The following is an 18,987-nucleotide window of genomic DNA, read 5'->3' as shown; positions in this document are numbered from 1 at the left end:
CAGGAACAGCGGAATACGCAGACTATGAATAGCTATTGCCTGTCGTGGCTCCGTGATGCCTCTGCCCCTTCAGGGCGGGTTTTCCAGCGCTTGTGCATCCAAAACCATTGTTCCGGGTAGTCTCTGACATACTTTTCAACGGCACCAGTATAAAACTCGGCTACTTGGCGAATCTTGTCATCGCGGGAGCCTTGCAGCTGATCCGGCGTGAGGGGAGTATCAACATGGAACACATAGCCCCCCAGCTCGTCCCGTATGAGAAAAACAGGGACAACTGTGGCGTTGGCTTTGACGGCCAGAACTGCGGGGCCCATGTTTACCGCAGCAATATCGTTGAGAAACGGCAGGAAAATTGCCTCATTACGCGGGCAGTTGTGATCAACAAGAAAAGCTGCCAGACCTTCACGCTTAAGTGCTTTAAGTACGGTGAACACGGCTTTGCGGTGATCAACAACTCTGGCTCCCTGGCTGCCTCTGAAATGGCAGATCAATTCATGTAATCCTTCATTCTTGTTACGGCGCACGACGACCAGCGCATCGCGTTGCTTGGAGGCAATCAGGCTGCCAAGCATGCCTGCGAGAATTTCCCACGCACCAAGATGCGCCGTGGCAGCCACAACGGGCCCCTTAATACTGGCAATCTGCTCAATGACGCCCGGACGCCCTTCTTTTATGGTGTTGCGACAGAAGTCCTCATCAATGCGTCCGACAAGAACAAGTTCCAGAAAAGACCTGAAGTTATGGATGAAGCTTGCCTTGGCGATCTCCTCAGCTTTCACTCTGGATACGTTCAGATGATGCTCAATAGCGTTCACGGCAAGTCGACGACGTGAACCGACTAAATGCCACATGCAGCCGCCCAGCACGCAGGCAAGTCTCTTTGTGCCCTTGAAGCCGAGCTTGGGGGCTGTTCTGGCAATATAGGAATACGGGGGGCGCATTAATGATCCATAAGGTTAAAGGGCATTAAGACGATCTTCAAGTTTCTGGCATTCCCGGTCAAATGCGTCCTTCTCAAGAGAGCCTTCCGGAACATAATATGGTTCGCCGAAGGCGACATGGACACTGGAGAACGGAATGGGAATTTGAAACTTGTCCCAGGCGCGCTTGAACTTGTAGCTGCGGGACATGTGCAGCCGTACGGGCACGATCGGGGCATTGGCGCGGTTGGCGACGAATACCGCCCCTTCCTTGACCTTATGTCTGGGCCCTCGTGGCCCGTCCACAGTAATGCAGCTGCTTAGGCGATCGCGTTCCATGGCCTTCGAAACTTTAAGTAGTGCTTTAACTCCGCCTCTGGAGCTTGAGCCACGAGCCGTCTTCACGCCGAAGCGTTCCATGAAATCGGCAAGCAACTCGCCGTCCTTGCTCTGGCTGATCACTGCAATGAGTTCAAGATCCCTTTTGGCGTGAACCACTGGAAACAGTTCATCATGCCACAGGGAGAAGACCATGGGAATGCCCTGCGCAATCATGGCATCCACCCTCTTCCGACCTGTTTCCCGAAAGCGCAGAGTGGCATACATGGCACGCACAACCCAATATATGCATGAATAGAGCAACTTCGGCGGGATCTTCATCTAGGCAGTCTCCTCAACCATGACGCAGGTGGCAGACTCAACAGGTTCAGGAGTGTTGAACTGCATTTCGTAGAGTTTGGTGTAGAGAGGACAACTGCCCAGCAGGTCTTCATGTCTGCCCTGTGAGGCGATTCTACCCTTGTCCATGACCAGAATGCGGTCTGCGGAAAGCACGGTGGAAAGACGGTGCGCGATCACGATGCTGGTGCGTTCCGCCATCAAGTTTTCCAAAGCCTTCTGTACGATGCGTTCGGATTCTGAATCCAGTGCACTGGTCGCTTCGTCGAGAATGAGCAACGGTGCGTTCTTGAGGATAGCGCGGGCAATGGTCAGGCGCTGCTTCTGGCCGCCGGAAAGCTTGGTGCCACGTTCGCCGACCACGGCGTTATAGCCTTCGGGCAGTTTTTCGATGAAGTCATGGGCATAGGCAGCTCGTGCAGCGGCGAATACGGCTTCATCGTTAATCTCGGCCTGCCCGTATGCAATGTTGTCGCGCACGGAGATGTTGAAGAGGAAGGCATCCTGAGAAACCATGGCAATATTACGGCGCAGAGTTGCCAATGTGTAATCACGAACGTCCTTTCCGTTGATCAGTATCTGCCCGCCCTGCTGTTCGTAGAATCTGGGGATGAGGTTGACGAAAGTAGTCTTGCCCGCCCCGCTCGGCCCCACAATTGCCACACGCTCACCAGCACGCACGGTGAAGCTCACGTTATCCAACGCGGGAGTGGCGCAGTCTTCATAGGCAAAGGTGATGTTGCGGAACTCCACTTCCTGCAGCGGAGGTTCAAACGCAACGGTGCCGTCCTTTTCCTCAACTATCTCGGTGGAGTCGAGAATTTCGAAGACACGCTCGGCACCGGCCAGCGCACGCTGTACATCAAGGTTGGCCGAGGTGAACTTTTTGACCGGCGCATACAAAAGACCGAGAGCCGCGAGGAAGGACATGAGCCCCCCCACAGTCATGTGGCCATCGATGACGCGCATACCGCCTGCGATAAGCACTGCTCCGGCTCCAATAGCGCCGACAACGTCCATCACAGGTGACGAAAGTTCACTGTAGATGACTTCCTTGATGGCGATCTTCACCAGGCGTCCGTTTTCCTTACGGAAATTTTCCCCTTCCTTACGTTCTGTATGGAAGGCTTTTACAACTCTGACGCCGCTGAACACTTCCTGCAAGAACACTGAAATATCAGCCAGCTTGACCTGATTCTTGCGTCCCAGCTTGCGGAGCTTGCGTCCGAAAAAGGCAATGGGGATGATGGCAACAGGCAGTACCAGAACGGCCCATATGGCCAGGTACCAGTCCTGATAGAAGACCACACCGACCAGAGCCAGCATGGTTATGATCTCGCGCACCATCATGACGACGGCTGGCAGACTGGAACGGATGAGAATGACGTCCTGAATAATGCGCGACATGAGGTTGCCCACCTGCTCACGTTCAAAGAACTTCATGGGCAGGAAGATCATCTTGTCGTACATTTCGTTACGCAACTGCTCCAGAACCTTCAGTGCGCTGTAACGCATGAGATAGTTCTGTACGTACCGTCCGGCAGCCTTCATCGAAAATATGCCAACAGCAGCAAGCGCCACGAACATGAGCGATTTCATATCCTTGCCGTTCAGACCTTCGTCGAAGGCTGGCTTGACGATGTAGGCAGTGCCTCCTTCCGCTGCGGAAACCATGAGCATGGCCAGTATGGCTATGGTGATTTTGCCTGAATATGGCTTGAAATAACCGAGACACCGCTTGAGAAGAGGAATGCTCTTTACATGTTCACTTTTTCTGTCATATTTCGCCGATTCGGACATGAAATGTATTTCCCGGCCCAATAAGGGCTTCGTTGCTGTATTGATAGTGCTGTTTTAACTTGACCGGCCGCGTACGGCTGGTATCTCCTAAGCGCAGGAGGAACACCATGCCAGAAATTGAACTGAACTGCCAGAACCTTGCATGCCCCCAGCCTGTTCTGGAATGCAAGAAGCTCATTGAAAGCAGCGCCCCTGCGGCGTTCTCCATACTGCTTGACAATGAAGCTGCCAAGGAAAATGTCACGCGTTTCGTATCCGGAAAAGGCTATTCCGTTGCCGTTGAAGCTGTCTCCGGCGGCTGGCGGCTCGTTGCTTCCGGCGGCAATGCAAAGGCTTGTGACTGCGAAGTCATGACTCCGGCACAAATGGAGTCCTTGCAGCAGGAGCAGAAAGTTTGCGTATTTATTGCCTCTGATGTTATCGGTACTGGAAATGACGAATTGGGCGGCAAGCTCATGAAGAATTTTCTTGCCACCCTGCCCGAACTGGGCAAGGAGCTATGGCGGATTGTTCTGGTGAACGGCGGCGTCAAACTTGCCGTAAAGGACAGCCCCGTGATTGCAGAACTGCAAAAGCTAGAAGCTGCAGGCGCAACCATTCTGGTTTGCGGCACCTGCCTTGATTTCTTCGGCATTCTCGATGCCAAGGCCGTAGGCCAGACCACCAATATGCTGGACGTTGTGACCAGCATGCAACTCGCAACCAAAGTCATTCGTCCCTAACAGACAACAGTACTCAGGAACCCCATGTCCAGAAATAGCGACAAGCCGTCAGGAGCAAGAAGAAACTACCGGGAACAGACGGAAGGCGAAAAGCGCTCCGCACCTCGACGCGGTGAATCCGGCCATTCCCGTTCCGGAAGAGATGGCGATCCCCAGCGTGATGGCCATTTCCGCTCCGACAGAAAAGGGCCGCAACATCGACCTGCCAAAGCCGAAGGATATGACAAGCCTTACGTGCGGGAGGCTCAAAGCCCGAAAGCTCCCCGTGAGCAGGTACCTGCATCCTATATGAATCCTGACGAACCTGTCCGCCTTAACAAGGCCCTCGCTCTTGCAGGCATTTGTTCCCGCAGAGCAGCTGACGAGCTGATTGCTCAAGGAGCAGTAGGCATCAACGGCAAGGTAGTCACGACTCCCGGCGTCAAAGTCGTGCTGAGCAAGGACGTTGTTACGGTTAACGGCGTAACCGTGAATCTGAACACTTCCCGCCAGACGTTCACCTATGTCATCGTGAACAAGCCGGTGCGAGTCGTCACTACGGTCAAGGACCCGCAAGGCCGCACGACCATTCTGGACATCCTGCCTTCTGAAATGAAGAACGCAAGGCTCTTCCCTGTCGGTCGTCTGGACTTCTTTTCAGAAGGACTGCTCCTGTTGACCGACGATGGCGAACTGACCTACCGGCTTACCCACCCCAAGTGGCATCTTCCCAAGGTCTACCGCGTACGTATTCGCGGAACCGTGCCGGATTCAGCTCTCAAAACTATGCGCTCGGGCATGACGTTGGCCGAGGGGGAAGAACTGGCTCCCGTCAAGGTGAATGTACTGCGTGAAGAAAATGGCGTTACCACGCTTGAACTGCACCTCATGCAAGGCATTAACCGCCAGATTCGTCGCATGTGCCGCGATCTGAACCTGACCATTCTCTCTCTGAAACGCTTCCGTCACGGCCCCCTTGATCTGGGGAATCTTGATAAAGGCAAGGCCCGCTATCTTGATGTCACAGAAATTGGAATGCTCAGACGAGCTACCGGCCTTGAATAGAAAATTAAAAGCCCCTGAAGACATCTTCAGGGGCTTTTAATTTAAGGCTGTAACGAAATCAGGAAGCGGCAAGGCCCACTGCCCGTCCAGTCAAGGCTACTCCTTGATCTTCTGCTCGGGCACGCTTTGAGTCCGGTCTTCCACGTCCACGCCCTTGGGCGGAGTGAAGTCAAAGAAATTATCTTCCAGCGGCTTGTCAAAGGCCATGTCTTTGAAGCGGATCTCATTCTCGTTGCCATAGAAATCCACGGTAAGAATACGGGCTACTTCATATTCAGGAGAGATCCAGAGTGTAGCCTCAGTGAGATCCGTGGTCGGTTCCTTGGCAAAAAGGTGCAGGACGGTCAGCCCATCCTGCGAAGGAGCCGTTTCAACATAGAAATCATCTTCAAGATTGGCCTTGCCGGTGATGAACCGCAGGGCAGTTTTGGTTTCGTGCACCAAAGAAGCCGGATACTTGTAAGCTACTTCTTCATCCTTGAAGTAGTTCCACACAGCTTCGGGATTCACCACCAACAATTCCGGTGCAGGCGTTTCCGTAACCCAGCGGATGCGTTCGGGGGCCTTGAAGTAGAAACTCCCTGCGCGGTTTTCAACCGAACCGCTTTCCTTGTGACGCAACACCTGTGAGAACTGCGCCGTCATGGACTTTGCCGCTCTGTAGCGTTTTTGAATACCATCCGTCACATCGCTTGCCATGACCTGAGCGGCCAGAAGCAGACTGAGGCCCGTTGCGATGGCAACGGAACGGAATATGGAACGAATATGGCACATTGTGCGTTGTACTCCAACTAAGATTGTTTATGATAAAAGCAGGTTGTCATCAAAAATCATCTCGTCCCGCCGGAGCGCCGATAACGGCTCTGGGCTTGCTGCCATCCGCTGCACCAATAATGCCATCCTGTTCCATTTGCTCAACATAGCGTGCCGCTCTGTTGAAACCGATGCGGAACCGGCGCTGAATAAGCGAAATGGAAGCCTTGCCCTGCTGCATGACGAAGGAGACGCAGTCGTTGTACATGGGATCGTCGGAAACAGCCCCCATGGGACCTCCGTTTCCATCCATGCCGCCGAAATCGCCGGTTCCCTCGTTGCCCCATTCGGCAAAGTCCACCTTGTAGGACGGGGGCATCTGGCCTTTCCAGAAGCTGACCACGGATACTACGTCTTCGTCACTGACAAAGGCGCCATGCATGCGCTGCAGCCTGCCGCCGCCTGCCTTGAAGAGCATGTCGCCCTTGCCCAGCAGATGCTCGGCTCCCACAGTATCCAGAATGGTTCTGGAGTCATGCTTGGCCGTCACCTGGAAAGAGATGCGGCAGGGGAAGTTGGCCTTGATCAGGCCGGTCACGACATCCACACTGGGGCGCTGGGTAGCCAGAATGAGGTGTATGCCCGCGGCACGGGCCAACTGGGCAAGACGGACGATGCTGGTTTCCACTTCCTTGGCGGCCGTGAGCATAAGGTCTGCAAGTTCGTCAATAATGATAACGAGATATGGCATGGACTCCAGAGCGGCATATTCTTCCGGCCGATCTTCACCCATTGCTTTAAGTTTATCGTTGTAGCCAATGATATTGCGCACGCCGAGCACGGCCATGGCCTCATAGCGTTTGTCCATTTCATGCACAGCCCAATCCAGTGCATTTTTGGCCTGCGACATGTCCGTCACCACCGGATGAACCAGATGCGGCATATCCGCATATACGGCCAGTTCAATACGCTTGGGGTCGATGAGCAGCAGCTTCAGTTCATCGGGGGTGGTGCGGTATAACAGGCTCATGAGCACGGAGTTGATGAATACGCTCTTGCCCTGTCCTGTAGCGCCTGCAACCAGCAAATGCGGCATTTTGGCAAGGTCCGTGGCAAAAGGAACGCCGGAGATATCCTTGCCGATGGCAAGAGTCAGGGGCAGGTCGGACTTGCGGAAGACCTCTGCGCCGATGAGTTCTCGCAGGCAGACAATTTCTCTGTGTTCATTGGGAATTTCAATGCCTACGCTATCCTTGCCCGGAATGGGTGCCTGAATACGCACAGAGAGAGCCCTGAGCGCCATGGCGAGATCGTCGGAGAGATTCGCAATGCGGCTCACCTTGACCCCCGGGGCGGGCTTGATCTCGAACATGGTTACCACCGGCCCGGGTGTAATGCGCTGCAGTTCCCCCTGCAGGCCGAAGTCGGCAAGGGTTTCAATCAGCATACGGCCCTTGGACTCCAGCACTTCCTTGGGAGTCCGATTCATGTCCGAGGTGTGATCCGAAAGCAGATCCAACTTGGGTAACTGCACCCTGCCCTTTGCAGGCGGTTTGACAGCAACCTTGGGGGCAGCTTTGGGAGCCTTTGATTCAACCACGGGCATAGTGGGGAAGGGTGAAAGCAGCTCTCCGGCCGGAGCGACTGGGCGTTCATCTATGATGACGCTGCCAGACGACTCCTCAGGAGTTTCCATTCTCTGACGAACACGTATTGCGGCGGGGCTCACGGCCTGAGCATCATGCTGAGTGAGTTCGAGTTCCGGCACATGGGGGTCGTCATTATCGCTGGCAAGCGCCAACGGTTTGCTCTCTGCCTTTTTCTTGGGGCGGAAAAGCCGGCTGACCTTTCGTCCGATGGCTCCCCCCTTCTCATCGGCATCATCATGGGGACCGCTGCCTTTCAGGACATAACGACGGTTATGACGCTCAAGAACCTTGAGAATACGGTCCATGGTGAGCCCCTGAAAACGTTTGAGAAGGTCAGCCCAGGTGCTGCCAAAGGTCAGCTGCAAGGAACAAAGGAACAGGAACAGCCACAGCAATGTGGCTCCGGTGGGACGCAAATAGTACCAACCGACCTTGTAAAGGCTGGTGCCCAGAAAACCGCCGCCACTCATGTCGCCAATCTGCATGGAGACGGCGGAGGCAAAGGCACACAGACAAATGCCGAAAATAGTGATGCCGAACCAGCGCCACCACATGGCCGTAAGTCCGGGTATGAAGTTGCGGCCACCGGCAAAGATGAAGCCGAATGCCCAGAGATATGATGCAATGCCGAAAAAATCCACAAGCATACCGGAAAGGTATGCTCCGAAGAAGCCAGCGGCGTTGTTGATGGAAGCAGGTGAACTGACGATGTGGTTCAGGCTGGGGTCCGCCTGACTGTAGGTCGCAAGACTCAGCAGCAACAGCAGTCCCCAGAAGACGAGAAACAAGGCGAACAGTTCACGGGCCACGCGATTGCCGTCCGTAGCGCTATCCTCCGTAAAAGCAATAAAGAAAAAAAGGGATACAGCCTGTTACAGCCATATCCCTTACCGTATTACAAGGCATCCGTCCACATGGTGCAATGCCTGAGCGTACAGGCGGCACAGGGAGCGGAATACTAGTTTTCGCGGCTCAGGTATTCGCGGGTTTCGGTGTTCACCTTCACGCGGTTGCCGATGTTGATGAACAGCGGAACGTTGATGGTGATGCCGGTCTCCAGCGTAGCGGGCTTGGTCACGTTGGAAACAGTGTCGCCCTTTGCGCCGGGTTCGGTATGGGTAACTTCCAGCACCAGAGATGTGGGGAGTTCCAGATCGAGAGGTTCGCCGTTATACAGCATGATCTTGACCTGCTGGCCGTCCTTGAGGAAGCCTTCCTTGCCGTCGGTGTTATCCTTGGACATGTAGTACTGCTCGTAGGATTCCATATCCATCAGAACAAGATTGTTGTCCTCGATGTACAGGAACTGCATGTCACGGTGTTCGATGTCAGGCTTGCCCACTTTTTCACCGGAACGGAAGGTCTTGTCCACGACGCGACCGTTGAGCAGGTTGCGAAGCTTGGTACGGATCATTGCACCGCCCTTGCCGGGCTTGAAGTGCTGAAATTCAATAATTTCGTACGGCGTATCTTCCATCAGGATCTTGAGGCCGCGCTTGAAATCGGTAGTGGAATGCATGAATCCTCCAAAAAAATCAGCATGATGCCGAAAGTGATGTTCTGAATTAAATATGGTTCCCCATCACGGGAAGCGGCACATTACTCTTTTTCGTGATGCTGCACAAGAGCTTGTACCGCAAGGGCATAGCTCATCATGCCGAAACCGGCCACAACGCCTATGACATGGCGGCCTATGTAGCTTTTCTGGCGTAATGGTTCGGAGCGGGCCAGAACGTTGCTCAGGTGAACTTCCACACAGGGAACATTTATCCAGGCAAGGCAGTCTGCCAGAGCAAGACTGGTGTGCGTGTATGCGCCGGCGTTGAAGACCACGCCATGCATGCCCTCCTCCCTAGCCTGTTCCAGCCTGTCGATGAGCGCCCCCTCGCTGTTGGACTGAAAATAGCTCAGTTCAACCTCATCTGTCCGGTCACCCAGCACCTTATGGACAAGAAAGGGCAACGCATCCATTCCGCTCGTTCCGTAAATCTCCGGCTGTCTCTTGCCGAGCGCGCCGAGATTGGGGCCGTTGAGGATCAAAAACCTGTAGCGGGTCATACGCATTCCCCTTTGTGTTTATGCCATCCATCTGATAGCATTTGCGCATCATATCGCAATATGGATTGAAACAAGGCATAATTTACAAACTGACTTCTTCTGTCAAGCCGGGTCTCCGGCATTCCCTCAGCATCAGGTATACAATGCAACCGCAACTTATTCTGGAAGATACCATATATACGCTGGAGCAGCTCCAGAGCGTGCAGGCTCCGCAGATTGCTCTTGCCGGGCGTTCCAACGTGGGCAAGTCCTCGCTCATCAACGCTCTTGCCGGACGCAAGAAACTGGCCCGCATAAGCGCTACCCCCGGCAAAACCCAAAGCATCAACTTTTACCGTGTGGAGCCTTGGGGATTCTATCTTGTGGACCTGCCCGGCTACGGCTACGCAAAAGCATCCAAAAGTGACCGTGAAAAATGGGCACAGCTCATCAACGCCTATCTCACGAGCACCCCTTCGCTGAAGGCCCTTGCGGTATTGCTTGATTGCCGGATTCCGCCTCAGAAACTCGACATTGACCTGACGGCCTATGCCCGCTCCATCAATATTCCCCTGCTTCCCATTCTGACAAAGGCCGACAAGTGCAAGCAGAAGGAACGAGCCGCCAAACAGGCTGAATGGGCACGGTTGCTTAATGGGGTAAAGCCCATCATCTCTTCCTCCTCCTCGGGGATCGGCATCAGCACCATCTGGGAAACCATGAGGCTGCATGCCTTAGGACCACAGGCTGAGGCTACCGAAGCAGGCCCTGAATCAGGTGAGGAGAACTCCTGACCCTTCCCTTCTCTGTAGTAGCGACCTGGTCCATTGCGTGCAGAATAGATTGTGACACGACACTAAAAAGGGCGGTTCCTTGAGGAACCGCCCTTTTTTTATGCATGACAATGCGCTTAAGCTACAGCCATTCGAAGTAGTCTTTCCACGAGCCTTCACGCTTTTCACGACGTTCCTGCGATTCCTGCTGCTGACTCTTGAGGTAGGATATTTTCGCCTTTTCACGGGCGTATTCCTGATATTCCTCAACGTCGGCATACTGCTCCACAACAGTGTTGTAACGGCGATAAGCCGCTGTATACCGCTCCGTACGCCAGTAGAAATCCGCAACGTAGATTTCGTGCTCTGCCATGTATTTGCGGCAGGTGTGCAGATAATCCTGAGCCTTAACGGCGTACTCCGTGCCGGGATATGATTCCTGCAGGCGCTGGAAGTACTCGTAGGCCTCGGCAATGTTCGTCTGCGGCCGATCAATGGATATGAAGCTGTTCAGGTTGGCGTTGCCGATCTGGAACAGGACATAGGGAATGGCTTCGTGACGCGGATGGAGGGTTTCAAATTCCTTGTAGGTATCCACTGCAAGCGGATATTCTTCATCAAGGAAATAGGCGTCTCCCAGAGACAGTTCCGCTTCAATCGTATAAGGGCTGAAGGGGTACTTGTCCTTGAGCGTGTTGAAGTACTCGATGGCCGATGCATAATCTTTTTCACGCATCGCATCGTTCCCGGCTTCAAAAAGTTCCTGAGCTGTGTCTTCTGGGGGCGGCAAATAGAAATAGTCTATGAATCCGCATCCGTTCAGTACGAACAGAACAGGCAGCAGCGCTAAAAAGCGAATGACAGTTCTACGCATTAATTCGTTTCCAGATAGTGGAATACCGAGTTGGCGGCGGTTGCGCCGTCACCAACTGCAGTGGCGACCTGGCGGCAATTCTTGGACCGGCAGTCGCCGGCGGCATATATGCCGGGCAGGTTGGTAGCCATTTCCGTATCGGTGATGATGAAGCCGGAACTGTCCGTTTTCAAACCAACAGGATAGAACTCCTTGACGGGTTCGTACCCGACAAAGATGAACAGCCCGTCAAGCTCGAGCAGACGCTCCTCTCCGGTCTTCATATTCTTGATGGTCACGCCGGTAAGGCTATTTTCCCCGTGAATCTCTGTCACCACGGAACTGCGGATGATATTGATGTCGGGAATGATGCACACCTTATCCTGCACACATTTGGTAGCTCGGAAGTCGTCCCGGCGATGAATGAGGTGCAGCTTCTTTACCAGCTTGGCCAGATAAAGCGATTCCTCAAGCGCGGAGTTGCCTCCCCCCACAACGGCCACAGTCTGCCCGCGGAAGAAGTTGCCGTCGCACAGGGCGCAGTAAGAAATACCGCGACCGGTGAGGCGCTCCTCATTGGGCAGGCCAAGCTTCTTGTACTTGGCACCGGAGCAGATGATGATGGTCTTTGCGAGCACCCACTCGTCACCGATGAGCACCTTGTTGCCCTTGGGGCTGTGCTCAATGGTCTTCACGGCGTCCGTATACTTGTCGTAGTGGTAGCCTTCAAGATGGGCGGCAAGCAAGTCTGCAAGCTCGTAGCCCTTGATGCCCTTGGGAAAACCGGGATAGTTCTCGATCTCCTCGGTCATCAGCAACTGGCCCCCGGGAGACAGCATCTCCGTGAACGCCACAGTCATGCCGGAACGCAAAAGATAAAGGGCGGCCGTAACTCCTGCCGGCCCCCCCCCTATCACCAAGGAATCATATTCTTTCATTAGCCGAGAGCCTTCTGGGAGATCATGTCCTTGATGCTGCTCTTGGAAACAGCGCCGGTGATCTGCTCCACAACTTCACCGTTCTTGAACAGAATGATGGTGGGAATGGCACGGATACCGTACTTGCTGGGGGTAGCGGGGTTTTCGTCGACGTTCATCTTGGCGATACGAACCTTGCCTTCGAATTCAGAGGCCAGTTCGTCAATCACCGGTCCCATGGCACGGCAGGGGCCACACCAGGGAGCCCAGAAATCAACAAGAGCGGGAATATTGGACTTGAGAATTTCAGCTTCGAAATTGCTGTCGGTTACCTGAACTGCCATAGTTCGCTCCTTTGTAGGTTTTGACCGAAAGTTCGGCCTCATCGTTCATTCTGGGGACGCGACAACACGTAGCTGTCCTGCGTCGATATCAAATACAAATATTAGGGGTTTCAGACCGTGTCAAGGGACGGTAATTATTTATGAGCCTTTGTTCAACGGTTCAGGTCCATTCTCAGGTAGTCATCCGGGATTTTCTGACCACGCGGAATGGCATCCAGATCAAGCCCATGGCTCAATCCCTTTTGCGCAAGCAATTCTCCCGCGTACGCCACCATGGCTCCGTTGTCCGTACAAAGGAAGAGAGACGGCAGCGAAAGCCTGATACCGAAGCGCTGGGCCACTGCTTTCATGGCTTCGCGAACCCGGCTGTTGGCCGCAACTCCTCCGGCCACGATGAGAGATCTGACAGACTCTCCCCTACCCTGCATCTGGTCAATGCCTCGTTCCACCTTGATGCGGAGCGTCTCTGCCACGGTATGGTTGAAGGAAGCACACAAATGAGCAAGGCCGGAGACATCCATACTGCCATCAAACAGTCTGGGGGCCATGTCCTGAGATGCAAGCACGAGCTGCGGGTTCTTCTGAATGTACAAGCTAACCGCGGTTTTTAGCCCGCTGAAGCTGAAATCCAGATTGTCATTATCAATATAGGGGCGCGTAAATAGCTTCGAGTCCGGCTCCGCCATTCTCCCGAGCTGATCTATGAAGCGCCCTCCCGGATACGGCATATTCAGCATTTTCGCGACCTTGTCGAATGCCTCGCCTGCAGCATCATCAAGCGTTCTGCCAAGAAGCGTGAAGTCATCGGGGCCGCAGATGCGGTAAACGTGCGTGTGGCCGCCGGATACCAGCAAACCTGCTGCAGGAAATTCAAGCTCTTCTTCAAGTCCGGGAGCAAGCAGATGTGCATGCAGATGGTTTACACCGACCAGCCGAGCCCTGCCTGCAGCCACAAGCCCCTTTGCAAACCCCAGTCCCACAAGCAGGCTGCCAAGAAGTCCGGGACCTCTGGATACAGCGACTACATCTATATCCCCGGCCGTTATGCCTGCCTGCTGCAACAGTTCGTCGTACAAACGGCCAATGAGTCTGTAGTGTTCACGCGAGGCAAGTTCCGGTACTACCCCGCCGAATAAGGCGTGTATGTCAATCTGCGTCGCCATGACGCTGTGCAGCAGTTTTCCGTCCTTGACGAGGGCAAGGGCGGTTTCATCGCAGGAAGTTTCAATGCCAAGAGTCAGCATGGTCATCTCTGGGGTCTCAGGTTTCAAGGCAACTGAGGGGTGTCTTGCTCGAGCTGCCAATATTCGTTCAATCTGAAAAAGAAAGAAGCGGGACGCAGGGCCCCGCTTCCGTAATCTCTGACTTGACGGGGCTACAGCCCTGCTTCTTCATATATTTGCGATACCCGTTCAACGTCTCTTGAGGAGCCGATGAACAGCGGTACACGCTCGTGCAGTTCGCCGGGCTTGATATCCAGAATGCGACGTTTGCCGTCGGTTGCGGCACCTCCGGCCTGTTCGGCAACAAAGGCAAGCGGCGAGGCTTCACACATGAGGCGCAGCTTACCCTGAGGCTTGTGGGGAATGCGGTAGTCAACGGGATACATAAAGATACCACCGTTAAGCAGGTTTCTATGAAAGTCCGCCACAAGAGAACCAACATAACGCAGCGAGTATGGTGCTCCGCGTTCGTTGTCCGTACCCTTGAAATACTCCACGACCTTACGGGTCGGATCATCCCAGTAATGGTAGTAGGACTCGTTGACGGAATACACCTTGCCGCGTTCCGGAATGCGGATGTTGGGGTGAGAAAGCAGGAACTCGCCCACAGTCGGATCCAACGTGAATCCGTGCACCCCTTCGCCGGAAGTATAGACCAGCATGGTAGAAGAACCATAAAGGAAATACCCGGCGGCCACCTGTTCCGTACCACTCTGCAGAATGTCCGCCAGTGTCACGTCTTCATCTTGCGGAGACGTGCGCTTCAGGATGGAAAAGATGGTGCCAACATTGATATTCACGTCAATATTCGAAGAGCCGTCCAGAGGATCGAAGATGAGGATGTACTCTCCCCGCTTGAATCTGTCCGGCACCTTGATGATGTCAGCATTCTCTTCAGAAGCCATGGCACAGAGCACACCGGTACGTTCCATGCGATGGATGAGGGTGCGATTGGCGTATTCATCCAATTTCTGCACCTGCTCACCTTGCACGTTGGTCTCACCGGTTGCACCGAGGATATCGAGCAGTCCAGCCTTGTTCACGCTACGCGCAATCATTTTGGCCGAAAGAATAAGGTCGTACAGCAGTGCCGTAAATTTACCGGAAGCCGCAGGAGACTTGGTCTGATGCAGCAAAAGATGTTCGGTTACAGTAACCTGACGCATTATGCCCTCCGTAAATGCGGTTTGCCTATTGGCACTCTTTTCTACGAGTTACAACGCCAGCATCCAGAATCCCCATGGTGTATTCAACGCCAGGAGCCTGTTTTGCAAAGTCGCGCAGCACTTTGAAAGCAGCAACCTTGTCTGGGGAGTCGAATACTTCAACTACGTGCCAGAGCTGTCCCTGATGGTCATAAAGCTTCATCAGGCAGGGCGTGAAACCGTGGCTTCGCACAAGGTCCATGCGTTCCTGTGCGTACTGGGGATTATGAAAGGCGCCAACCTGAACCGAATAAACCACATCCTTGGTCGGTGCCGCAGGGCCGGGGGTATCGCTCAGAGTAGGTTGCACCATGCCGTTTTCAAGAATGGGGGCGGCAACAACCTCTTGGGCTACTTCTTCTGCCGGAGCAGCTTCAAAGACTTCTGCTCCACTGTCCTGCTTTTCAGGCATGACGGTGGGCACATCCATAACCGGCTCAGGACGCACAAGCGCGTTCAACTGGCTGGGATCAATGGGGAACTCACCAGTAGTGGCGGCAAAAACGAGAGGCATGTTGCCAAGGTATTTAGATACCCAGAAGAACTCACCCAATTCGTTGGATTCGGTGTCCGAGTTGTCTGATTCAAGAGTGTTCTTCCAGTCCACCTTGGACAGCGGCGTGGTATCGTAAATGTAATGTCCGGACCACAGCACCCCTTCAGGCGCAATAATGACAAGGCGTGCGGGATCGGGGCAAACAGAAAGCAGACTGCGGGGATCGAAATGGGCAATAACCATACCCTTGAGCTCATTATCCACGAAGAAAGGAGTGCCTGCGTATACCTCGGGACCGAGGGGATTACTTTCGGCGTATGCGCGCATATCACGCATGCCGCTCTTTTCATCTTCTGCAAACAAGGGGGCGAAATCAAGCGCCTTCATGCTTACGGCAGGTTTCTGCAGATAGATGGTGCCGTCGGTCGCAACTACGGCAATACCACTCAGCCAGGGATACTTGGACATCATCTTGTCCACCCAGACATCAGTGGGGAACTGATCCTGATTCTCCATATCGCGGCGGAAGGATTCCAGCGCAATCCCTACCGGAGTATAGACCGTTGCAAGGCGGTCCTCCACCGGCTCTGGATCTGCAGGTTCAAATTCAAGAGTTGCGGGAGTATTTACATATTCCCGATAATATTTTTTCGTGTCTTTCCAGACATTCTTCGCAGTTTGCTTGCAACCGGCGAGCACGGTTACGCAAAGAGCCATGATAATGGCTACAGACATCAAACGACGCACGTATACGCTCCTGATATGAACTTGGTCGGAAATAAGAAACGGCAACGGGAAAACCTTTTACACGAAAACGCAGCCTTTCATCGGGCTGCGCGTGCTTCCAGTCTTTCTGCCAGCATTTCCAACGTATTGATTAGCTTGGTTTTGCCCTGCAGCGGCTGGGCATCTTCCTTTGTCTGTGAGACTTGGACTGAAGATTTGTCAGTGCTGGTCAATGAGTTGCGAAAATCGTTGACTCTGCGACGTTCCGTGTCTGTCTGAGCGGAAGCATCAAGTTCGTCGCAGATATCCAACGCCCCCTTGATGTCGCCCTGCTCTGCCAGGACATGCGCCATGGTAAGAGTGCGCAGGGAAAAAGGTTCGTCTTCATGCTCCTCTCCGTCATCAAAGGAGTCAGACTCTCTGGCCAAGCCCATGTAGGCGACAGTCTCTGCTTCCGTAAACTGTGCGTGACTGCGCAGAACAGGTTCTTCTACCTCTTCGATGACAGCGGGTGCGTCTTCAACGTCCTCGTCGATCTCTTCAATCACCTGCGAAACAGAAGAAGGGGCAGTGGCAACTTGAGCAGCAGGGGCAGCATAATCGCCGCGCATAACACTGCGCAGTCCCTGCTCAATAATGGCGGACCATGAAATATCGGTATTGCTGAACGTGGCGGAAAGGAAGGAAAGCGCAAGAGCTGCGTCCCTGCCATCAGGGGTGGCCGCCTGCTCGGCTGCCCAGTTCTTCCAGAAAGACGGGTACTTGCTCAAGACTTCGCCCACGGAAGCAATCTCTGCAGCGAGCTTGTCGTTTGCGCCCAATCTGCCAAGGCAGTCTATCAGCAGCATACGGGCTTCAAAGTGTTCCGGGTGGCGCTCCAACCCCTGTTTCAGGGTTGCCACCGCTTCGGCGTATTGGTCGTTTTCAGCAAACAGTCTGGCAAGGGGGAAGAAAACCTTGGAGCTCGGTTCAAGCTCCAGCACTTCCTGATACCACTTAATCTTTGCCTTCATCCTGCGCGGCTCCTGCTGTACCCTCTGTGGTTGTATCCGGAAAAATATACAGAATTTCGTTATCCTTAACAAAATTCAAACGCTGTCGAATAACCCTCTGAATATAACCGGAGTCAGATTGCAGCAGGCGTATTTCCTGACTCAGTGCCAGATTCTTCTGCTGCACTTCCGCCAACTGCTCTTCAAGAGCGATATAGTCAGCCTTGAGCTCCCTGTACGCGAATAGGCCTTGGTCGCTGACCAGCATACGCACGAAGAGGAATATATTCAGGGCTATCAGCCCGCCTAGAACTATACGCTTCCAGAACATGATTAATGTAAGAACCGCCTGCCGGAATTCTTTTCCCGTAGATTAGACAAAGGCCCTTTAAGTTCTTCAAGGAAGTTCGCTGTCGCAGTTTCTATGCGGCGCACATCCTCTTCCTGCAGGTCCACATCCTCCAGTTTCTCCATGAAGGACTTGAGCAGGCCAAATTCCTTCATGAGATCCTGACCGAGTTCCAGTCCTTCCAAATCAGGCTCAAGCTCAAGGATTGTCTGCAGGCAGTTTCGCAATCTGCTTTGCAGCTCTTCATACTCTTGCATGTTCAACCCCCCTTGAGGAATACAACCCGACTGACAAGACAGAAGTCGCAGCTGTGTTCAGGCGTTCGTGTCGCGCCACTCGTAACCGGGCGCCGGCAGTACCGTCTGTTACCCTTTGGCGGTTTCTCGTAACCAATTGCCATAAAAACCGTACAGGTAGTTTCCACCAGAAAATACAGTGAGAACAAGCGCTATGTAAAGAAGAATCTCTCCAATAGGTTGCATGGGAATACCAAAGAGAGGCTCATGAATAATTAAAGGAGCGCATGCAAACATCTGCAGGATGGTTTTGATTTTTCCATACTTGTCAGCGGCAATGACGATGCCTTCATCGGCTGCCATGGCACGCAGGCCGGTCACAATCAGCTCACGGCAGATGATGACGATGGTAACCCATGCGGGAACCCATCCCAGATAGGTCAGCATGACCAGTACAGAGCTGATGAGCAGCTTGTCTGCAAGCGGATCAAGGAATTTGCCGAAGCTGGTAACCTGCCCTTCTCTTCTCGCAATAAAGCCGTCCAGCATGTCGGTTGCCGAGGCCACAAAGAAAAGGAAAAACGCTATCAGACCAGTAACCTTGCCGGGGAAATACAGGAGCACAACGATGAAAGGTACGATGAGAATACGGGCAAGCGTAATTTTATTGGCTAAATTGAACATTCTGTCTGGCCTTTGAGCGGTTGTATCGATAACGTTTCAGCACTTGGATAACATACTTCCTTGTTTCCGCAAAGGGAGGTATGCCTCCGTATTTTTCCACAGTTAAAGGACCCGCATTATACGCGGCAAGTGCAAGTTGCACATCCTTAAAGCGATCAAGCATCATGCGCAGATAACGGACTCCGGCCTCGACATTCTCAACCGGGTCAAAAGGATTGTCCACCCCGAGGTCTTTCTGGGTTTCGGGCATTATCTGCATCAGTCCCTGTGCACCAGCCGAAGATATGCTGCGAGGGTCATAATCAGACTCAACTTCTATGACGGCGCGCACAAGGTCGGCGTTCACCCGGTGTCGTCTTCCGAACACCTCAGCCAGTTTGTCGATCTGGCGTTTCGAAAGGGATTTCTTACTCTGCCTCGGGGATGACTCTTTCTTTACTCTTGGAACAAACCCTTTCGGCGGATCCTTGTAGAAGTGGTAAATGCCCGCAGGGTCTTTCCAATAATATATCGTTTCGGCGAAGGAAACGGTAAAAGCCGCAACCTGCAGGACACAGCTGAGCAGGAAGACCGTCAGAGTCATCCG

Annotated in this window: 21 protein-coding genes; 3 read left to right on the top strand and 18 right to left on the bottom strand. The window is 53.5% G+C overall.

Going from position 1 to position 18,987, the window contains the following annotated elements; all coding sequences use genetic code 11:
• Positions 1–32: 32 nt before the first annotated feature.
• The 3 genes from N1030_RS04720 to N1030_RS04710 are packed head-to-tail and all read right to left on the bottom strand — an operon-like array spanning position 33 to position 3,398.
• Positions 33–941 (bottom strand): lysophospholipid acyltransferase family protein, encoded by a 909-nt coding sequence (locus N1030_RS04720; protein ID WP_265828009.1) that lies wholly within the window; start codon positions 939–941, stop codon positions 33–35.
• Positions 942–956: 15 nt separating this feature from the next.
• A complete protein-coding gene (locus N1030_RS04715) occupies positions 957–1,580 on the bottom strand; it encodes a lysophospholipid acyltransferase family protein (RefSeq protein WP_265828008.1) in 624 nt (207 codons plus the stop codon).
• The gene (locus tag N1030_RS04710) at positions 1,581–3,398 is read right to left on the bottom strand and encodes an ABC transporter ATP-binding protein (protein ID WP_265828007.1); all 1,818 of its coding nucleotides are present in this window, start codon (positions 3,396–3,398) and stop codon (positions 1,581–1,583) included.
• Positions 3,399–3,505: 107 nt separating this feature from the next.
• Here N1030_RS04710 and yedF point away from each other — a divergent pair, with 107 nt between their 5' ends.
• Both yedF and N1030_RS04700 read left to right on the top strand, forming a co-directional pair.
• On the top strand, positions 3,506–4,120 hold the full coding sequence (gene yedF / locus N1030_RS04705; protein WP_265828006.1) for a sulfurtransferase-like selenium metabolism protein YedF: 615 nt from the start codon (positions 3,506–3,508) through the stop codon (positions 4,118–4,120).
• A gap of 24 nt (positions 4,121–4,144) precedes the next feature.
• A complete protein-coding gene (locus tag N1030_RS04700) occupies positions 4,145–5,164 on the top strand; it encodes a pseudouridine synthase (protein ID WP_338033324.1) in 1,020 nt (339 codons plus the stop codon).
• Between the two features lie 96 nt (positions 5,165–5,260).
• On the opposite strand, the gene lolA is transcribed toward N1030_RS04700, so the two are convergent.
• The 4 genes from lolA to N1030_RS04680 all read right to left on the bottom strand — a co-directional run bounded on the left by lolA (position 5,261) and on the right by N1030_RS04680 (position 9,624).
• On the bottom strand, positions 5,261–5,938 hold the full coding sequence (lolA, locus tag N1030_RS04695; RefSeq protein WP_265828005.1) for an outer membrane lipoprotein periplasmic chaperone LolA: 678 nt from the start codon (positions 5,936–5,938) through the stop codon (positions 5,261–5,263).
• Between the two features lie 49 nt (positions 5,939–5,987).
• Entirely contained in the window at positions 5,988–8,375 is a 2,388-nt protein-coding gene (locus tag N1030_RS04690; protein WP_265828003.1) for a DNA translocase FtsK, read from the bottom strand.
• Positions 8,376–8,524: 149 nt separating this feature from the next.
• Positions 8,525–9,085, bottom strand: a complete 561-nt coding sequence (efp, locus tag N1030_RS04685; RefSeq protein WP_265828001.1) for an elongation factor P — start codon at positions 9,083–9,085, stop codon at positions 8,525–8,527.
• An 80-nt stretch (positions 9,086–9,165) separates the two neighbouring features.
• Positions 9,166–9,624, bottom strand: a complete 459-nt coding sequence (locus N1030_RS04680) for a type II 3-dehydroquinate dehydratase (RefSeq protein WP_265827999.1) — start codon at positions 9,622–9,624, stop codon at positions 9,166–9,168.
• A gap of 143 nt (positions 9,625–9,767) precedes the next feature.
• Between N1030_RS04680 and yihA the strand changes: the two genes are divergently transcribed.
• On the top strand, positions 9,768–10,397 hold the full coding sequence (gene yihA, locus N1030_RS04675) for a ribosome biogenesis GTP-binding protein YihA/YsxC (RefSeq protein WP_265827997.1): 630 nt from the start codon (positions 9,768–9,770) through the stop codon (positions 10,395–10,397).
• 121 nt (positions 10,398–10,518) lie between these two features.
• Here yihA and N1030_RS04670 read toward each other — a convergent pair whose 3' ends face one another.
• The 11 genes from N1030_RS04670 to N1030_RS04620 form a co-directional block, all read right to left on the bottom strand.
• The gene (locus N1030_RS04670) at positions 10,519–11,250 is read right to left on the bottom strand and encodes an outer membrane protein assembly factor BamD (RefSeq protein ID WP_265827994.1); all 732 of its coding nucleotides are present in this window, start codon (positions 11,248–11,250) and stop codon (positions 10,519–10,521) included.
• A complete protein-coding gene (gene trxB, locus N1030_RS04665; RefSeq protein WP_265827992.1) occupies positions 11,250–12,167 on the bottom strand; it encodes a thioredoxin-disulfide reductase in 918 nt (305 codons plus the stop codon). The genes N1030_RS04670 and trxB overlap by 1 nt, the downstream gene beginning before the upstream one ends.
• Positions 12,167–12,490 (bottom strand): thioredoxin, encoded by a 324-nt coding sequence (gene trxA, locus N1030_RS04660; protein WP_265827991.1) that lies wholly within the window; start codon positions 12,488–12,490, stop codon positions 12,167–12,169. Before trxA ends, trxB begins: the two co-directional genes overlap by 1 nt.
• A 152-nt stretch (positions 12,491–12,642) precedes the next feature.
• Complete coding sequence (gene tsaD, locus N1030_RS04655; protein WP_265827990.1) at positions 12,643–13,734, bottom strand: tRNA (adenosine(37)-N6)-threonylcarbamoyltransferase complex transferase subunit TsaD; 1,092 nt, start codon at positions 13,732–13,734, stop codon at positions 12,643–12,645.
• Between the two features lie 131 nt (positions 13,735–13,865).
• Entirely contained in the window at positions 13,866–14,879 is a 1,014-nt protein-coding gene (gene fbp, locus N1030_RS04650) for a class 1 fructose-bisphosphatase (RefSeq protein ID WP_265827989.1), read from the bottom strand.
• Positions 14,880–14,904: 25 nt separating this feature from the next.
• Positions 14,905–16,161, bottom strand: coding sequence for an SPOR domain-containing protein (locus N1030_RS04645; RefSeq protein ID WP_265827988.1), 1,257 nt, complete (start codon positions 16,159–16,161; stop codon positions 14,905–14,907).
• A 77-nt stretch (positions 16,162–16,238) separates the two neighbouring features.
• Positions 16,239–17,153, bottom strand: a complete 915-nt coding sequence (locus N1030_RS04640; RefSeq protein WP_265827987.1) for a tetratricopeptide repeat-containing protein — start codon at positions 17,151–17,153, stop codon at positions 16,239–16,241.
• On the bottom strand, positions 17,137–17,463 hold the full coding sequence (locus N1030_RS04635) for an FtsB family cell division protein (RefSeq protein ID WP_265827985.1): 327 nt from the start codon (positions 17,461–17,463) through the stop codon (positions 17,137–17,139). The genes N1030_RS04640 and N1030_RS04635 overlap by 17 nt, the downstream gene beginning before the upstream one ends.
• Before the next feature lie 2 nt (positions 17,464–17,465).
• On the bottom strand, positions 17,466–17,738 hold the full coding sequence (locus N1030_RS04630) for a hypothetical protein (protein ID WP_265827983.1): 273 nt from the start codon (positions 17,736–17,738) through the stop codon (positions 17,466–17,468).
• A 108-nt stretch (positions 17,739–17,846) separates the two neighbouring features.
• Positions 17,847–18,401: a CDP-diacylglycerol--glycerol-3-phosphate 3-phosphatidyltransferase gene (pgsA, locus tag N1030_RS04625; RefSeq protein ID WP_265827982.1), complete on the bottom strand. Its 555-nt coding sequence runs from the start codon at positions 18,399–18,401 to the stop codon at positions 17,847–17,849.
• The gene (locus tag N1030_RS04620) at positions 18,382–18,984 is read right to left on the bottom strand and encodes a transglycosylase SLT domain-containing protein (protein ID WP_265827980.1); all 603 of its coding nucleotides are present in this window, start codon (positions 18,982–18,984) and stop codon (positions 18,382–18,384) included. Before N1030_RS04620 ends, pgsA begins: the two co-directional genes overlap by 20 nt.
• Positions 18,985–18,987 lie beyond the last annotated feature (3 nt).

This window comes from Desulfovibrio mangrovi, assembly GCF_026230175.1.
Taxonomy (GTDB): Bacteria; Desulfobacterota; Desulfovibrionia; order Desulfovibrionales; family Desulfovibrionaceae; genus Halodesulfovibrio; species Halodesulfovibrio mangrovi.
This window is presented reverse-complemented; position numbering and strand designations above follow the sequence as displayed.

What these genes read in the sequence shown, in the direction of transcription:
- N1030_RS04720 (WP_265828009.1), bottom strand. Translation starts at nt 941, where the DNA reads ATGCGCCCCCCGTATTCCTATATTGCCAGAACAGCCCCCAAGCTCGGC.
- N1030_RS04715 (WP_265828008.1), bottom strand. Translation starts at nt 1,580, where the DNA reads ATGAAGATCCCGCCGAAGTTGCTCTATTCATGCATATATTGGGTTGTG.
- N1030_RS04710 (WP_265828007.1), bottom strand. Translation starts at nt 3,398, where the DNA reads ATGTCCGAATCGGCGAAATATGACAGAAAAAGTGAACATGTAAAGAGC.
- yedF (WP_265828006.1), top strand. Translation starts at nt 3,506, where the DNA reads ATGCCAGAAATTGAACTGAACTGCCAGAACCTTGCATGCCCCCAGCCT.
- N1030_RS04700 (WP_338033324.1), top strand. Translation starts at nt 4,145, where the DNA reads ATGTCCAGAAATAGCGACAAGCCGTCAGGAGCAAGAAGAAACTACCGG.
- lolA (WP_265828005.1), bottom strand. Translation starts at nt 5,938, where the DNA reads ATGTGCCATATTCGTTCCATATTCCGTTCCGTTGCCATCGCAACGGGC.
- efp (WP_265828001.1), bottom strand. Translation starts at nt 9,085, where the DNA reads ATGCATTCCACTACCGATTTCAAGCGCGGCCTCAAGATCCTGATGGAA.
- N1030_RS04680 (WP_265827999.1), bottom strand. Translation starts at nt 9,624, where the DNA reads ATGACCCGCTACAGGTTTTTGATCCTCAACGGCCCCAATCTCGGCGCG.
- yihA (WP_265827997.1), top strand. Translation starts at nt 9,768, where the DNA reads ATGCAACCGCAACTTATTCTGGAAGATACCATATATACGCTGGAGCAG.
- N1030_RS04670 (WP_265827994.1), bottom strand. Translation starts at nt 11,250, where the DNA reads ATGCGTAGAACTGTCATTCGCTTTTTAGCGCTGCTGCCTGTTCTGTTC.
- trxB (WP_265827992.1), bottom strand. Translation starts at nt 12,167, where the DNA reads ATGAAAGAATATGATTCCTTGGTGATAGGGGGGGGGCCGGCAGGAGTT.
- trxA (WP_265827991.1), bottom strand. Translation starts at nt 12,490, where the DNA reads ATGGCAGTTCAGGTAACCGACAGCAATTTCGAAGCTGAAATTCTCAAG.
- tsaD (WP_265827990.1), bottom strand. Translation starts at nt 13,734, where the DNA reads ATGCTGACTCTTGGCATTGAAACTTCCTGCGATGAAACCGCCCTTGCC.
- fbp (WP_265827989.1), bottom strand. Translation starts at nt 14,879, where the DNA reads ATGCGTCAGGTTACTGTAACCGAACATCTTTTGCTGCATCAGACCAAG.
- N1030_RS04640 (WP_265827987.1), bottom strand. Translation starts at nt 17,153, where the DNA reads ATGAAGGCAAAGATTAAGTGGTATCAGGAAGTGCTGGAGCTTGAACCG.
- N1030_RS04635 (WP_265827985.1), bottom strand. Translation starts at nt 17,463, where the DNA reads ATGTTCTGGAAGCGTATAGTTCTAGGCGGGCTGATAGCCCTGAATATA.
- N1030_RS04630 (WP_265827983.1), bottom strand. Translation starts at nt 17,738, where the DNA reads ATGCAAGAGTATGAAGAGCTGCAAAGCAGATTGCGAAACTGCCTGCAG.
- pgsA (WP_265827982.1), bottom strand. Translation starts at nt 18,401, where the DNA reads ATGTTCAATTTAGCCAATAAAATTACGCTTGCCCGTATTCTCATCGTA.
- N1030_RS04620 (WP_265827980.1), bottom strand. Translation starts at nt 18,984, where the DNA reads ATGACTCTGACGGTCTTCCTGCTCAGCTGTGTCCTGCAGGTTGCGGCT.